This is a genomic window from Paracoccus sp. (in: a-proteobacteria) (assembly GCF_046462195.1).
Classification (GTDB): domain Bacteria; phylum Pseudomonadota; class Alphaproteobacteria; order Rhodobacterales; family Rhodobacteraceae; genus Paracoccus.
Map to the genome: position 1 here is coordinate 18,382 of NZ_JBKGUN010000125.1, position 15,205 is coordinate 33,586.

Below are 15,205 nucleotides of genomic sequence, written 5' to 3' on the forward strand. Positions count from 1 at the left end.
CTCCGGGCCGGGCATTGTCACTAGGCAAATGTTCTCCCTTCGTGCTAGCTCTTGGAAAAAAGAGGGCAGCATGAAGGTCTTGGGCATTGATCCCGGTTTGCGGAACATGGGCTGGGGGGTGATCGAGGTCGATGGTCCCCGCATCCGCCATGTCGCCAATGGCACGATCCATTCGGATGGTTCGCAGGATCTGGGGGCGCGTTTGTCGGTGTTGTTCCGCGGCCTTTGTGCCGTGATCGCAACCCATGCGCCCGATGAGGCGGCGGTCGAGCAGACCTTCGTGAACAAGGATGCGACGGGCACGCTGAAGCTGGGTCAGGCGCGCGGCGTGGCCCTGCTGGCACCTGCCGAGGCCGGAATTGCCGTTGGCGAATACGCGCCCAATGCTGTGAAGAAGACGGTGGTCGGCGTGGGCCACGCGGGCAAGGAGCAAGTGCAGCACATGGTGCGCATCCAGTTGTCCGGCGTGCAGTTCGAGAGTCCGGATGCGGCAGATGCGCTGGCCATCGCCATCTGCCATGCGCGCCATCTGCAGGGACGGAGCCTGCGCGTGGCCGCTCCCAGGCAAGGTGCGGCATGATCGGGCGCATTGCAGGCGTGATCCTGCACCGCGCCCGGGATCAGGTGCTGATCGATGTGCGGGGCGTGGGCTACATCATCCATGTCAGCGACCGGACCGCCGCCGGCCTGCCGCCCGTCGGTCAGGCTGCGGCGCTTTATACGGAACTGCTGGTGCGGGAGGATCTGCTGCAGCTGTTCGGCTTTCCGACAATGCTGGAAAAGGAATGGCACAGGCTTCTGACGTCGGTGCAGGGCGTGGGAGCCAAGGTGTCTCTGGCAATCCTGGGGACGCTTGGTCCCGAGGGGCTGGGGCGGGCGATCGCGCTGGGCGATTGGGCCTCGGTGCGCAAGGCCAATGGCGTCGGGCCGAAGCTGGCGCAGCGGATCGTGCTGGAACTGAAGGACAAGGCGCCCTCGGTCATGGCTCTTGGCGGCGCCTTGACAGTGGATGCCGGTGACGTGGCCGCGGGCGGAGATGCGGACGAGCCAGGCATCGAGCCCGGTCCGTCCGCCGCCTCGGCGCGGGGGTCGATCCCCCGCGCCGAGGCGTTCCAGCCCTCGGCCGGGGCGCTGGCGGGGCAAGCGATGGCCGACGCGCTGTCTGCGCTGACCAACCTGGGCTATGGTTCGTCGGAGGCTGCAACGGCCGTGGCCGAGGCACAGGCCCGGGAACCCGCGGCGGCCATGCCCGCGTTGATCCGGGCAGCGCTGCGGCTTCTGGCGCCCAAGGACTGAACCGGAGGGGACATCATGGCAGGAAACGTCAAGGTCTTCATGTTGATGGCCGCGCTGACTGCGCTGGTCATGGCACTTGGCTGGATGCTGGGCGGGCAGGGCGGCGCCCTGATTGCCTTGCTGATCGCGGGCGGCATGAACTTTTTCAGCTATTGGAACAGCGACAAGATGGTTCTGCGCCAGCAGGGCGCGATCGAATTGTCACCCCAACAAGGGCCCGAGCTTTACCGGATGACGGCCGATCTGGCCCGCCGCGCCGATCTGCCGATGCCCAAGCTTTATCTGCTGCCGACGGAACAGCCCAACGCCTTTGCCACCGGGCGCGATCCCCAAAATGCTGCCGTTGCCGTGACACAAGGGTTGGTGAACACGCTGAGCCGGGACGAGATCGCAGGCGTGATCGCGCATGAACTGGCCCATATCAAGCATCGTGACACGCTGACCATGACCGTTACCGCGACCATGGCGGGGGCGATCGCGATGATGGGCAACATGATGCTGTTCACGGGAGGACGCGAAGGTCGCGGCGGTGCCTTGGGGGGGATCATCGCGATGATTGTGGCACCCATGGCGGCGATGATGGTGCAGATGGCGATTTCCCGCGCCCGCGAATACGAGGCCGATGCAACGGGCGCTGCGATCTGCGGACAGCCCCGGGCCTTGGCTTCGGCGCTGCAGAGGATCGCAACGGCCGCAGGACGGACGGTCAACGTGCCAGCTGAGAAAAATCCGGCCGCCGCATCGATGTTCATCATCAACCCACTGCACGCCCTGCGCGCGGACAAGATGTTTTCCACCCATCCTCCGACCGAGGAACGGATCGCTCGCCTGATGGCGATGGAGGGCACCGGCCGCGCGCCGGTGCAGCCGACCACGGCCGCCAGCCGCATCCCGAAGACCGGCCGCAACCGCCCGTCCGGCCCGCGCACCCCTTGGGGCCGCGGATGACCCAGCCAGACCCCGTGCTCCGCCCTGAATCGCTGGAAGGCGATGGCGAGGACCGCGCCCTGCGTCCGCAGAACCTGTCTGAATTCGTGGGCCAGGCCGAGGCGCGCGCGAATCTGAAGGTCTTCATCGAAAGCGCCAAGATGCGCGGCAAGGCGATGGACCACACGCTGTTCTTCGGCCCCCCGGGTCTGGGCAAGACCACGCTGGCGCAGATCATGGCGCGCGAGCTTGGGGTAAATTTTCGCATGACTTCGGGTCCGGTCATTGCGCGGGCGGGCGATCTGGCGGCGATCCTGACGAACCTCGAGGCACGCGATGTCCTGTTCATCGACGAGATCCACCGCATGAACCCCGCGGTCGAGGAGGTGCTTTATCCCGCGATGGAGGATTTCGAACTGGATCTGGTGATCGGCGAAGGTCCGGCCGCCCGCACGGTCCGGATCGAACTGCAGCCCTTTACCCTTGTGGGTGCCACGACGCGTCTTGGCCTGCTGACGACGCCGTTGCGGGACCGCTTCGGCATCCCGACGCGTCTCCAGTTCTATGAAATTCCGGAACTGGACCTGATCGTCCAGCGCGGCGCGCGATTGATGGGGATCAGCGCCGATCCCGAGGGCACGCTGGAAATTGCCCGCCGCGCCCGGGGCACCCCCCGTATCGCGGGGCGCCTGCTGCGCCGTGTGGTGGATTTTGCATTGGTCGAAGGAAACGGCCGCCTGACGCGCGAGATTGCGGACATCGCGCTGACGCGGCTGGGCGTGGACGACCTGGGCTTGGATGGCGCCGACCGGCGTTATCTGACGCTGATGGCGCAGCATTATGCCGGCGGGCCGGTGGGGGTCGAGACGCTGTCGGCAGCCCTCTCGGAAAGCCGCGACGCCATCGAAGAGGTCATCGAGCCCTATCTGCTGCAGCAAGGGCTGATCGCGCGGACCCCTCGCGGTCGGCAACTGGCATCGCGGGCCTGGCGGCACCTCGGGCTAGACATGCCGACGCCTCCGGGGCAGGCGACCCTGTTCGACGTCTGATTGCAGCCGGCCTCAAACCGTCCTAGCGTGCCTCCATGAGCCATCACCTGACCCTACGCGTTTATTACGAAGACACCGATCTCGCCGGGATCGTTTATTATGCCAACTATCTGAAGTTCATCGAGCGGGGGCGGTCGGAATGGCTGCGCGCCTTGGGTGTCGACCAGATGGCCCTGAAACAAGACACAGATCACGTCTTTGCCGTCCGTCGCCTCGAGGCGGATTATCTTCGCCCCGCCCGTTTCGACGATCTGCTGACGGTCGTGACCGATCTGGTACAGGCGGGCCCGGCCCGCATCGTGGTCGATCAGCAGGTCCGGCGCGATCAGCAGCTGCTGTTCACCGCCCGCGTGACGATCGCCTGCCTCGACGGGCAGGGCCGTCCGGTGCGCCTGCCGGCCCCGCTGAGGGCTGCCCTGGGTCGTTAACCAGGTTTGCCGCCAGCCAAAGAAAACGCGGCAAATCGGCTGCGCTTTGCGTAAAAGTGACGCCATTGTGTTGCACTGGGGGATGAAACCCTTGTTAGGAACGCGATAAAAGGCGCGCAACGCCGGGCTGCGCAGAAGGCAGCCGCGGGACATGAAGATGAGGCAGTGACTATGGAACCCATTCAGGCCGCCGAGGCCATCGACTTTTCAGCCGTGGCGCTGTTCTGGCGGTCGTCCCTGACGGTTCAGGTGGTGATGATCATGCTGATCGCCGCCTCGTTCTGGTCATGGGCGATCATCGTGCAGAAATTCATCGCCTTTGGACAGGCCCGCAAGGAAGCGTCGAAGTTCGACCGGGCCTTCTGGTCTGGTGAACCGTTGGACGATCTTTACGACCGCCTTGGCGACCGCCCGCGCGGGGCATCCGAAAGGGTCTTTGCAGCCGGCATGACCGAATGGCGGCGCAGCCACCGCGATGACGGTCGCCTGATCCCCGGCGGCATCAGCCGCATCGATCGCGCCATGAACGTCGCCATCCAGCGCGAGGAAGGCCGCCTGTTCCGGGGTCTGTCCTTTCTGGCGACGGTGGGTTCCACTGCACCCTTCATCGGCCTCTTCGGCACGGTCTGGGGCATCAAGACCGCCTTCGAGGGCATCGCGCTGAGCCAGGACACCAGCCTGGCCGTGGTCGCCCCCGGCATTGCCGAGGCCCTGTTGGCGACGGCCCTAGGCCTTGTGGCCGCGATTCCGGCGGTCGTGTTCTACAACAAGCTGTCGGGCGATGCCGAACGCATCACCGGCGGGTGGGAGGCCTTTTCGGACGAGTTCTCGACGCTTTTGTCGCGCCAGATGGACGAGGTGTGATCCATGGGCACTTCGGTCGTCAAGCGGGTCAGGACCAAGGGACGGCGGCGCAACATGCCGATGTCCGAGATCAACGTCACGCCATTCGTGGACGTGATGCTGGTGCTGCTGATCATCTTCATGGTGGCCGCGCCCCTGATGACGGCGGGTGTCCCGCTGAACCTGCCCAAGACGGCCGCCAGCGCCGTCCCGACCGAGCAGGAAGAGCCGTTGGTCATCTCAATGCCCGCCGACGGCGCGATGCAGGTCATGAACCAGCCTGTCGAGGATGACCAGGTCGTGGCCACCCTGCGTGCCGTTCTGGCCGAGCGGCAGTCAGGCCGCGTCTTCCTGCGCGCCGACGGGACCATCCCATACTCGCGCGTCGTGCAGATCATGGGTGCCCTGAACGCGGCCGGCATCACCGACATCGTGCTGGTCACTGAAACAGGTGGCCCGAGGATGGACGGCTAGGCCATGGATGAACGCGAAGGCCGCACGGGTTACTGGGTTTCGGGGATCGCGCACGGGTCGCTGATCCTGTGGGCCATCCTGGGCGGAGCCCTCTTCCGGCCGCAGCCCGGGCCTCCGGTCCGCACGACACAGGTTTCGACGATCAGCGGCGCCGAATTCGAGGCGCTTGCGGCGGCTTCGCGAGGCGCAGGACCCGTCAGCGCCGATGCAACGGCGGTGGCGGGCCTGCCCGCGCCGGCGGTGGAGGACGGGGCCACGGATGCGCCCGTGTCGGCGGTTCCGCCGCAGGCGGCCGCTTCGGCGGCCTTGGCCGCGCCGGATGCGGCCGAAGCCGTGCCCGACCTGTCGGATCTTGCGCCTGCAGCCCCCGTGGACGTGGCCAGCGATCTGTCCCAACCCGCACCCGACCAGATGCAGGATGCCGAGGCCATGCCGGCCGTTCGGGCCGAACCATCAGCGCCTGTTGTGAGTGCGCAACCCGCGCCGCCTGCCGCGCCGCAACCAGACGTGGCGGCCGCGCCTGTCGCGCCGCGTTCGGCTCTGGCACTGGATACCTCTCCGCGCCCTCAGGACCGGCCCGCCGGCTTGGTCGAGAACGCCAACCGACGGCGTGCTGAAGCGGCCGCGGCAGAAGCGGCCCGTCAAGCCGCCGCCGCCGAGGCCGCCGCTGCCGAGGAGGCGCGTCTTGCCGCCCAGGAGGCCGCTCGGGAGCAGGCGGCCCGGCAAGCCGCAGCCGAGGCGGCCGAAGCCGAGCAGGCAGCCCGTCAGGCCGCAGCCGAAGCCGCCGAACGGGACGCAGCCGCGGCTCGGGCGGCCGAGGCCGCTGCGGCACGTGCCGCCGAGGAACGTCAGGCCGCCGAAGCCCGTGAAGCAGAAGAACAGCGTGCTGCCGAAGCTGCCAGTCGCGCCGCCGAAGAAGAGCGCCGCGCCGCGGAAGCCCGGGCCGAGGAAGACCGTCTTGCCGCCGAAGCCAAGGCCGAGGAGGAGCGGGCCGAGGAGGAGCGATTGGCCGCCGAACGCGCCGCCGAGGAGCAGCGCGCTGCCGAAGCGCGTGAAGCCGAGGCCCGGGAGGCTGAAGAGCGCCGCGCTGCCGAAGCCGCTGCCGCAGAGGAGCATCGCGCCGCCGAGGCGCGCCAAGCCGAAGAACGCCGTGCGGCAGAGGCGGCCGAACGCGTCGCTGCCGAGGAGCGTCGTGCCGCCGAAGCCGCCCGGGAGGACGCTGAGCGTCAAGAGGCCGCCCGACAGGAGGCCGCCCGACAGGAGGCCGAGCGTCATGCCGCTGCCGAAGCTGCCGCGCGCGAGGCGGCAGACCGTCAGGCCTTGGCCGATGCCCTGCGCGAGGCGCAGGCAGGCGCCGGGGGAACCGACTCTGCCTCGACCGGCGATGCATTCGGTGGCGACCGCCAGATGATCGAAGGCGGCAGTGGCGCCTCGGCCGGACTTGACCCGCTGGCGGCGGCCCTGGCAGGGGCCATGGCCGGCAACGGCGCCCAGGGCACCGATGACAGTTTCTCAGGTCCGCCCGCCGACATGATGCAACTGACACCCAGTCCGCTGCCCCGATCCGGGCTCGACAGGGGCAGGAGAATGCCCATGGGGGAACCCTTGTCGCTGGCCGAACGCGACGGGTTGCGCTTTGCCATCCAGAACTGCTGGAACGTGGGTGCGCTGTCGGTGGAAGCATCGCGCATGGTTGTTTCTGTCGGCTTCACCTTGTCACCTGAGGGCATTCCCCTGGGCGAAAGCTTGCGTCTGGCCGGCTATCAGGGGGGCAGCGAATCCGGTGCCCAGCAGGCGTTCGAAGTCGCCCGCCGTGCCATCCTGATGTGCGGCAGTGCCGGCTTTGACCTGCCGGCATCGAAATACGGCCGTTGGCGCGATGTCGTGGTCGACTTCCGCCCTGACGGGCTGCAAATGCAATGACCACCCGCCGGCAAGCCTGCCTTCCGCTTTCCGCCGACCCGAGGTAATGACCGCCCATGTTCCGCAAACTGATCCTAGCCCCCGCCCTTGCCATTGCCGCCGCGGTCCTGCTGCCCGGCGGTCCTGCCCTGGCACAGGACACGCCGCTGCGGATCGAGATCACCGACGGGGTGATCGAGCCGATGGCGATCGCGATCCCCGCCTTTCATGGCGACGCGGACATCGCGGCGCGCGTCCGTCAGGTCGTCGCCGATGACCTGACAGGTACCGGTCTGTTCCGCGAGATCCCCATGGATGCGCATCTGGCGCGGCCTGCCAACTTTACCGAAGCCGTCAGCTATGACGACTGGCGCGCCGTGAACGCGCAGGGGCTGGTCGCGGCCGAGGTTGTCCGGTCGGGCGACAACATCAGCGTGCGTTTTCGCCTGTTCGATGTCGTCTCGGGGCAGCCGCAGGGCGACGGAATGCAGTTCGATGCGCGTGCCAGCGACTGGCGCCGCGCCGCCCACAAGATCGCGGACCAGATCTATGCCCGTCTGACAGGTGAAAAATCCTATTTCGACAGCCGCGTCGCCTTTGTTCAGGAAACAGGACCCAAGAACGCGCGCATCAAGCGCATCGGCGTCATGGATTACGACGGGGCGAATATACTGTGGATGACGGACAGTTCGTCCCTGGTGCTGGCGCCCAAGTTTTCGGCCGACGGGCGGCGGCTGCTCTACACCAGCTATGACAGCGGCTTTCCGCAAGTCAGGGTGATGGACGTGGCCAGCGTTTCCTCGCGGCCGTTGACGCAGGACGCGGCCACCATGGCCTTTGCCCCGGCCTTCAGCCCCGACGGGCGCTGGATCGCCTATTCCCGCGAACAGGGTGGCAACACCGACATCTGGCTGATGGATGCCGCAACGGGCGCGCAGCGGTCGCTGACGAATTCACCTTCGATCGACACATCGCCCAGCTTCAGCCCCGACGGCCAGCGCATCGTCTTTGAAAGCGACCGGTCGGGCAGCCCGCAGCTCTACATCATGGGCCTGAACGGCGGAGAGCCGACCCGCATCAGCTTTGCCGATGGCCGCTATGGCGCGCCGGCCTGGTCGCCCAAGGGCGATATGATCGCCTTCACCAAGCAGGTGGAGAACCGGTTTCACATCGGTGTCATGCGCACGGATGGCTCGGGCGAGAAGATGCTGACCGAGTCCTTCCTCGACGAGGGTCCCACCTGGGCGCCCAACGGCCGCGTGGTGATGTTTACCCGCGTCACGCCGGGCGGAACCGGCCAGCCGCGCCTGCATTCGGTGGACATCACCGGGCGGAACATGCGACCGATGAATCTCGACTTTGCCGCCTCGGATCCGTCCTGGGGACCCTTGATGCCATGAGGATGACATGATGAACGCCGCGACGAAGCCTGCCCTTCTTGCCTGCCTGCTGGCGCTGGCGGCCTGCGCCCAACCTGCGCCGCCCGTGGCCCCTCCGGTCCAGGACCCTTATGCCAGCGTGGGTGGCGGTGCCGTCTTCCAGGGCGATCTGGCCGGCGGCGTTCTAGGGGCCGAGGCGACGGCGCAGTATTTCCAGGGCAGCGTCGGTGATACCGTCCTGTTTCCCGCCAACCAGACCACGCTGACCCCGGAGGCGCGGGATATTCTGGCGCGGCAGGCGGCATGGCTGACCCGCCATGGCAATTTCGCGGCCGTGGTTCAGGGGCATGCCGAGGAGACCGGCACACGGGAATACAACTTGGCTCTGGGCGCGCGTCGCGCCAGTGCCGTTCAGGAATATCTTGTGGCCCAGGGCGTGGCTCCCGGTCGCATCCGCACCCTGTCCTTTGGCAAGGAGCGCCCGGCCGAAACCTGTTCGGACGAGGCATGCTATGCCCAGAACCGCCGGGTGGTCACCGTGGTCAGCGAAAGCGGCCCGGGGGCATGATGCGCCGGATGGTTCTTCCTGTCTTCCTGTCGCTGATGCTGGCACTTCCAGGTGCGGCGCTGGCGCAGGACGCGCCTGATGCGGCCACGCTGGCCGACCTGCGAACTGAGGTGGCCTTGCTGAGGCAGCAGTTGCATGAATTGCGTGGCGAACTGATGGCGTCAGGGTCGGCAGGCTTTCAGGAGGCTGGCGGAGCCTCGGCCATCGATCGGATGAACGCGATGGAGGCGCAGTTGATGGGCCTGACCAATCTGGCCGAACAACTGCAGAACCGGGTCAACCGGATCACCGGTGACAGTGATCGGCGCTTGTCGGATGTCGAGTTCCGCCTGTGCGAAATGGACCCCGGTTGCGATCTGTCGGCCCTGACCGTTCCTTCGACGCCCGTGGGGGTGTCGCCGGAACTGGCGCCTTCGGCCCCGGCGCCGTCCGAGCCGGACTCGGCCGCCGCGACTGCTGCCGAACAAACCGATTTTGACGCGGCGCGTGCCGTGCTGGACAGCGGCGACTATGCCCGCGCAGCGCAGATGTTCGCCAATGTCGCCGAAACGCATGCGGGGGGTCCCCTGACGGCCGAAGCTCTGTTCCTGCGCGGGCAGGCGCTGGATCTGGCCGGTCAACCCCGCGAGGCCGCCGCGGCCTGGCTGGAAGGCTTTGCCGCAAATCCCGATGGCCCGCATGCCGGGGAGAGCTTGCTGGGCATTGCGCGCGTGATCGAAGGGCAGGGAGATGCGACCGCTGCCTGTCTCTACCTTGCTGAAATCCCAGCCCGCTTTCCGGGCAGCCCCCAAGCCACCGAGGCCGAGGCCCGCGTGACCAGGCTGGGCTGCGGTGTCAACGATCTGGGCGCCTTGGACCCGCTGCTGGACCCGTCCCTTGATCCCGAGGCGGCTGCGGATCTTGCCGAGCATCCTTGAACCGCCTCCCTTCGATGCCGCAGCAGCGGTTCGCGCCAAGCTCGACCGGCTGGCGGGCGACATGCCCGCGCTTGGGCTGGCGGTATCGGGAGGGGGCGATTCGGTTGCGCTGATGCATATCGCCGCCGAATGGGCGCAGGGCCGTCGGTTGATGGTGGCCACGGTCGATCACGGTTTGCGTCCCGACAGTGCAACCGAGGCGCAGGGTGTGGCGCGTGCGGCCCGGGCACTGGGCCTGCCTCATGCCGTCCTGTTGTGGCGGCGTGATACGGAAAAGGGCAACCTGATGGCCAAGGCCCGGGATGCGCGTCTGCGCCTGCTGGCCGGATGGGCCTTGCGCAACAACCTTTCTGCCGTCGCATTGGGACACACGGAGGATGATCTGGCCGAAACGCTGGTGATGCGGCTGGCGCGGGGGTCAGGGGTCGATGGTCTTTCGGCCATGGCCGAATGGCGTGACGCCCACGACATGCGCTGGCTGCGGCCGATGTTGGGAACGGGGCGTCAGGCGTTGCGGGACTGGCTGCGCCTGCGCCACATCGGCTGGATCGACGATCCGACCAATGACAATGCCAATTACGACCGCGCTCGGGCGCGCCAAGCCATTGCTGCGTTAGAGCTCGACGCCGCCGCCCTGGCCCGGTCGGCGCGCCACATTGCCGAGGCGCGCGATGCGCTGACAGATTATGCAGCCCTGCTGATGTCCGACGCTCAGGTCGACCGGGGCAGCCTTGTCCTGCCGCGTGCTGTTCTGCGCGACGCTCCGTCCGAAATTCGCCGCCGTATCCTGGTGGCTGCCTGCCGCTGGATCACGGGCGCCGACTATCCGCCGCGCCGCGCCGCCATGATGCATGCCCACGACGCAGTGATGGCGGGCGCGCGGGTGACCCTGGACGGGGCGATGATCTCGCCCGTGGGCGGGCGGCTGAGGATCACGCGGGAAGCGGCTGCCGCCCTGCGGGCACCCGCCGCGGCCGAACGCGCATGGGACATGCGCTGGCGTGTCGGGGAACTGCACCCCGGTCAGCATGTCGCCGCGCTGGGGTTCGACGCCTTGCCGCTGTTCGGGTGGCGTGATTCGGGGCTTCTTCGCGACGAGGCGGCGGCCAGTCCTGCCCTTTGGCAGGATGGCCGGGTGATTGCCGCACCATTGTTGCGGCCGCAGCCCGGTTTCGGCGTCACTTCGCTGCGGGGCGCGTCACATTTCCGCAGCCTTGTGAAGGCGCATTGAACCTTTGCCAATAATCCCTATTTTCAACGCAAACCGCATTCCGCCGGAGGACCCGATTTGGGCAACGCACGCAACTTCGCCTTCTGGGTGGTTCTGTTCCTGATGGTTCTGGCCCTGTTCAACCTGTTCAGTGACGGGTCCGGCGCCATGAACAGCCGCCAGATCAGCTACTCGGACTTCATTCAGCGCGTGCAGAACGACCAGGTCAGTGCCGTGACGATCGACGGCGAAGACGTCGTGATCACGGGCACCGACGGCCAGCAGTACGCCACTGTCCGCCCGGTGGGCGAGGACATCTCGGACCGGCTGATCCAGCAGGGCGTGGATGTCCGCGTGATCAAGCAGCAAAGCTCGGGGTTCATGTCGCTTCTGGGCGTCTGGCTGCCGTTCATCCTGCTGATCGGGGTCTGGATCTTCTTCATGAACAGGATGCAGGGTGGCGGCAAGGGTGGCGCGATGGGCTTTGGCAAGTCGCGCGCCAAGCTGTTGACCGAAAAGCAGGGCCGCGTGACCTTTGATGATGTCGCAGGCATCGACGAGGCCAAGGAAGAGCTGGAAGAGATCGTCGAGTTCCTGCGCAACCCGCAGAAGTTCAGCCGCCTTGGCGGCAAGATCCCGAAAGGTGCACTGCTGGTCGGCCCTCCCGGTACCGGCAAGACCCTGTTGGCGCGCGCCATCGCGGGCGAGGCGGGCGTGCCCTTCTTCACGATCTCGGGTTCGGACTTTGTTGAAATGTTCGTGGGTGTGGGTGCATCCCGCGTCCGTGACATGTTCGAGCAGGCAAAGAAATCAGCGCCTTGCATCCTTTTTATCGACGAGATCGACGCGGTGGGTCGTGCCCGCGGCGTGGGCATCGGCGGCGGCAATGACGAACGCGAGCAGACCCTGAACCAGCTGCTGGTCGAGATGGACGGGTTCGAGGCCAACGAAGGCATCATCATCGTCGCTGAGACCAACCGCAAGGATGTGCTGGATCCGGCGCTGCTGCGTCCGGGCCGGTTCGACCGCCAGATCCATGTGCCGAACCCCGACATCAAGGGCCGTGAGAAGATCCTGTCGGTTCACGCCCGCAAGGTGCCGGTCGGTCCGGATGTCGATCTGCGCCTCATTGCTCGCGGTACGCCCGGATTTTCGGGCGCCGACCTGATGAACCTGGTGAACGAGGCAGCGCTGATGGCCGCCCGTATCGGTCGCCGTTTCGTCAGCATGGACGACTTTGAAAGCGCCAAGGACAAGGTCATGCTGGGCGTCGAGCGCCGCAGCTTGGTGCTGACGCCCGAGCAGAAGGAAAAGACCGCCTATCACGAGGCTGGTCATGCGGTTGTCGGTCTGTCGCTGCCGAAATGTGATCCTGTCTACAAGGCCACGATCATTCCGCGCGGCGGCGCGCTGGGCATGGTCGTCAGCCTGCCCGAAATGGACCGCCTCAATTTCCACAAGGATGAGGCCAAGCAGAAGATCACGATGACGATGGCCGGCAAGGCGGCTGAAATCATCAAGTATGGCGAAGAGGGCGTTTCCAACGGTCCGGCCGGAGACATCATGCAGGCCAGCCAGTTGGCGCGTGCCATGGTCATGAGATGGGGCATGTCCGACAAGGTGGGCGCTGTCGATTACGCCGAAGCGCATGAAGGTTATTCGGGCAGCACAGGCGGTTTCTCGGTTTCGGCTGCGACCAAGGAATTGATCGAGCAGGAAGTTCGTGAATTGATCGAGGCCGGCTATCAGGAGGCGTACCGCATCCTGACGGAAAAGTCGGAAGAGTTCGAACGCCTCGCCAAGGGTTTGCTGGAATACGAAACCCTGACCGGCGCCGAGATCGGCAAGATCATTCGCGGCGAATCCTTGGAGGGAGGGGATGATGACACGCCAGCCAGCGTCATTCCTGCAGTGACGGCGATTCCAAAGGCGGGCAAGCCCGCGGCTGGCGGAGACCCGGCCCCTGCATGACATTCCAGACCCCGGCCTCTGCGCCGGGGTCTTCATTTCGTGGCTGTTGTTTTTCGGAGTTTTGGCGGCCAGAGCCAAGCCAGATGGAAAATGGCAGACAAAATAACGATTTCGGGGCTGCCGAGTCCCCAACAGGTTCAGTTTTAATCAAAAAGTGAACGAAGTCGTTCGGCAAGTGTTGCCTCCTTGATCGCTCCTGTCTAAGTATTTGTGCATGGGAAAAAATGTCGCATCTCCATTGAGCGCCCTGCTGTGTTTCGACGTTTATGCGACGAACCTTGCCTTCGGACGTGTCTACAAACCGCTGTTGGAGCCTCTGGGGCTGACCTACCCCCAGTTTCTGGTTCTACTGACCCTGTGGTCTGCCAATGACCAGAGCATCGGTCAGATCGGCAGCGCGCTTGGGCTGGACAGCAGTACGCTGACTCCGTTGGTCAAGCGCCTTGAGGCTGCTGGCATGGTTACGCGGCGACGGGATTCTCAGGACGAGCGGCGGGTCATCGTGTCTTTGACCAGCAAGGGCCGTTCCCTTGAGAAACAATCCGGCGAAGTTTTGGCCTGCGCATCAGATACGACGGGTTTCACGCTGGAAGAGATGCAGGCCCTGCAGGTGCAGCTTTTACGTCTGCGCCAGTCCTTGAACAGCACGCAAGCGGGCTGATGCCTCTGCACCCTTGCGATCTTTCGCCCTGCAGTGCATGGGTTTGACATTATGACCCGAATTGACGACATTCCCGACATGCCCGCCCTGCGGGTGCAGATCGACACCCTGGACAGGGATCTGATGACGCTTCTGGCGCGTCGCCATGCTCTGATCGAGCGTGCGGCCCAGATCAAGGCGCGAAACGGCATGCCTGCGCGCATTGATCAGCGCGTCGAAGAGGTTGTTCAGAACGTCCGCCGACATGCAGAAGATTACGGCCTGGACCCGGATCTTTATGATGGCCTGTGGCGACAACTGATCGAGGCTGCAATCGCACAAGAAGAGCGCCACCTGAACAAGGTGCGGTGACAACAGACCAGTCTGCCCGGACTATCGCCTGTTCAAGTTGTGCGCGCCGCCAGGCGCAGCGCGTGGGTACGATCAGTCGCAACCACGGGGAGGACCGGATCATAGGCCGCCCGGATCACGCCGGCCAGCGCGGCTGAAGGGACAATGTCATTCGAAAATGTCAGCGTCGACTGCATGGTCACATGCTCGGCCAAGGCAGCCGGGTGCGCATCAGCCAGACTGCCGCCCATGTTCACAAAGGACAGGCAGGCACGGATGCCGCCCCCATTGTCAAACCGGAACAGCCGATACTGGTTCGCCTGCTGACGAACGAGCCGTGAAGGCAGGTCAGGAAGACCGGTCAGATGGTCCAGATCCGGCAGGCCTGCAAGTTCCTCCCATCTGCCTACGAAAAACAGCAAGAGATTGGCGCCCATCTCCGGGTCGGTATCAACGACAGGGTGCCCTGCATGGGCGTAACCCGCACGAATCGCTGTCCGGAAGATCTCCAGGCTTTCGTCAGTCAGACCGAAGACCACAGGTGCCACCGGCCGTCCCCATCGGGCGCAAAGAAAGCTTCCATCCGGCCGCGTGAACAGCGATTCGATTTGGTCCGCATCCAACTGGATGTCCGGCAGGTCGGTCATGGCAGGTTGAACCTTGATGGATGGCTGGAAGAGGCTGGCCTCTTCCAGCCTTTGCTTCACGCGACGATTGTTGCCTCGGTGGCGTTTCGCAGTTCGTCCTCGGTCACGCCATCGGCCAGCTGCACGATCCGGAGGCCGCCGGGGACGACGTCGAGGACACCGAGATTGGTGATGATGCGGTCGACGACGCCCTGGCCCGTCAGGGGCAGGGTGCAGGCACGCAGCACCTTGCTCTCGCCGGCCTTGTTGGTGTGGTCCATGACCACGATCACGCGGCCCACGCCCGCGACCAGGTCCATCGCTCCGCCCATGCCCTTGACCAGCTTGCCCGGGATCATCCAGTTGGCCAGGTCGCCGTTCTCGGCCACCTCCATCGCGCCCAGGATGGCGGCCGCGATCTTGCCGCCGCGGATCATGCCAAAGCTGGTGGCGCTGTCGAAGTAGGCGGTGCGCGACAGCTCGGTGATCGTCTGCTTGCCGGCGTTGATCAGGTCGGGGTCCTCCTCGCCCTCGTAGGGGAAGGGGCCCATGCCCAGCATGCCGTTTTCCGACTGCAGGGTGATGTCCTTGTCGCCCACGTAGTTCGCCACCAGCGTCGGGATG

General features: G+C 65.7%; 17 protein-coding genes. 15 read left to right on the top strand and 2 right to left on the bottom strand.

Features of this window, described 5'->3' with window-relative positions; translation table 11 throughout:
- Positions 1 to 70: 70 nt before the first annotated feature.
- The 15 genes from ruvC (at position 71) to ACLHHB_RS08150 (ending at position 13,976) form a co-directional block, all read left to right on the top strand.
- Positions 71 to 580, top strand: a complete 510-nt coding sequence (gene ruvC, locus ACLHHB_RS08080; RefSeq protein ID WP_410217759.1) for a crossover junction endodeoxyribonuclease RuvC — start codon at positions 71 to 73, stop codon at positions 578 to 580.
- On the top strand, positions 577 to 1,296 hold the full coding sequence (ruvA, locus tag ACLHHB_RS08085) for a Holliday junction branch migration protein RuvA (protein WP_410217760.1): 720 nt from the start codon (positions 577 to 579) through the stop codon (positions 1,294 to 1,296). Before ruvC ends, ruvA begins: the two co-directional genes overlap by 4 nt.
- 15 nt (positions 1,297 to 1,311) lie before the next feature.
- Positions 1,312 to 2,244 carry a zinc metalloprotease HtpX gene (gene htpX / locus ACLHHB_RS08090; RefSeq protein ID WP_410217761.1) on the top strand — a complete coding sequence of 311 codons (933 nt, stop codon included), beginning with the start codon at positions 1,312 to 1,314 and terminating at the stop codon, positions 2,242 to 2,244.
- The gene (gene ruvB, locus ACLHHB_RS08095) at positions 2,241 to 3,272 is read left to right on the top strand and encodes a Holliday junction branch migration DNA helicase RuvB (RefSeq protein WP_410217762.1); all 1,032 of its coding nucleotides are present in this window, start codon (positions 2,241 to 2,243) and stop codon (positions 3,270 to 3,272) included. The genes htpX and ruvB overlap by 4 nt, the downstream gene beginning before the upstream one ends.
- Before the next feature lie 35 nt (positions 3,273 to 3,307).
- The gene (gene ybgC, locus ACLHHB_RS08100; RefSeq protein WP_410217763.1) at positions 3,308 to 3,700 is read left to right on the top strand and encodes a tol-pal system-associated acyl-CoA thioesterase; all 393 of its coding nucleotides are present in this window, start codon (positions 3,308 to 3,310) and stop codon (positions 3,698 to 3,700) included.
- 171 nt (positions 3,701 to 3,871) lie between these two features.
- The gene (gene tolQ, locus ACLHHB_RS08105; protein ID WP_410217764.1) at positions 3,872 to 4,564 is read left to right on the top strand and encodes a protein TolQ; all 693 of its coding nucleotides are present in this window, start codon (positions 3,872 to 3,874) and stop codon (positions 4,562 to 4,564) included.
- Between the two features lie 3 nt (positions 4,565 to 4,567).
- The gene (gene tolR / locus ACLHHB_RS08110; protein ID WP_410217765.1) at positions 4,568 to 5,017 is read left to right on the top strand and encodes a protein TolR; all 450 of its coding nucleotides are present in this window, start codon (positions 4,568 to 4,570) and stop codon (positions 5,015 to 5,017) included.
- 3 nt (positions 5,018 to 5,020) lie between these two features.
- Positions 5,021 to 6,940 carry a protein TolA gene (locus tag ACLHHB_RS08115; RefSeq protein ID WP_410217766.1) on the top strand — a complete coding sequence of 640 codons (1,920 nt, stop codon included), beginning with the start codon at positions 5,021 to 5,023 and terminating at the stop codon, positions 6,938 to 6,940.
- Between the two features lie 56 nt (positions 6,941 to 6,996).
- Positions 6,997 to 8,319 carry a Tol-Pal system beta propeller repeat protein TolB gene (gene tolB / locus ACLHHB_RS08120; RefSeq protein WP_410217767.1) on the top strand — a complete coding sequence of 441 codons (1,323 nt, stop codon included), beginning with the start codon at positions 6,997 to 6,999 and terminating at the stop codon, positions 8,317 to 8,319.
- 10 nt (positions 8,320 to 8,329) lie between these two features.
- The gene (gene pal / locus ACLHHB_RS08125; RefSeq protein WP_410217768.1) at positions 8,330 to 8,866 is read left to right on the top strand and encodes a peptidoglycan-associated lipoprotein Pal; all 537 of its coding nucleotides are present in this window, start codon (positions 8,330 to 8,332) and stop codon (positions 8,864 to 8,866) included.
- An 8-nt stretch (positions 8,867 to 8,874) separates the two neighbouring features.
- A complete protein-coding gene (locus ACLHHB_RS08130; protein ID WP_410217769.1) occupies positions 8,875 to 9,783 on the top strand; it encodes a tetratricopeptide repeat protein in 909 nt (302 codons plus the stop codon).
- On the top strand, positions 9,767 to 11,014 hold the full coding sequence (gene tilS / locus ACLHHB_RS08135; RefSeq protein WP_410217770.1) for a tRNA lysidine(34) synthetase TilS: 1,248 nt from the start codon (positions 9,767 to 9,769) through the stop codon (positions 11,012 to 11,014). Before ACLHHB_RS08130 ends, tilS begins: the two co-directional genes overlap by 17 nt.
- A gap of 57 nt (positions 11,015 to 11,071) precedes the next feature.
- Positions 11,072 to 12,964 (top strand): ATP-dependent zinc metalloprotease FtsH, encoded by a 1,893-nt coding sequence (ftsH, locus tag ACLHHB_RS08140; protein ID WP_410217771.1) that lies wholly within the window; start codon positions 11,072 to 11,074, stop codon positions 12,962 to 12,964.
- A 238-nt stretch (positions 12,965 to 13,202) separates the two neighbouring features.
- On the top strand, positions 13,203 to 13,625 hold the full coding sequence (locus ACLHHB_RS08145; protein ID WP_410217772.1) for a MarR family winged helix-turn-helix transcriptional regulator: 423 nt from the start codon (positions 13,203 to 13,205) through the stop codon (positions 13,623 to 13,625).
- 51 nt (positions 13,626 to 13,676) lie between these two features.
- The gene (locus tag ACLHHB_RS08150; protein WP_410217773.1) at positions 13,677 to 13,976 is read left to right on the top strand and encodes a chorismate mutase; all 300 of its coding nucleotides are present in this window, start codon (positions 13,677 to 13,679) and stop codon (positions 13,974 to 13,976) included.
- Between the two features lie 32 nt (positions 13,977 to 14,008).
- Here the strand turns inward: ACLHHB_RS08150 and ACLHHB_RS08155 are convergent, their stop codons facing one another.
- Positions 14,009 to 14,602, bottom strand: coding sequence for a hypothetical protein (locus ACLHHB_RS08155; RefSeq protein WP_410217774.1), 594 nt, complete (start codon positions 14,600 to 14,602; stop codon positions 14,009 to 14,011).
- A gap of 56 nt (positions 14,603 to 14,658) precedes the next feature.
- Positions 14,659 to 15,204, bottom strand: coding sequence for a 3-oxoacid CoA-transferase subunit B (locus ACLHHB_RS08160; protein WP_410217775.1), 546 nt, complete (start codon positions 15,202 to 15,204; stop codon positions 14,659 to 14,661).
- Position 15,205: the final 1 nt, after the last annotated feature.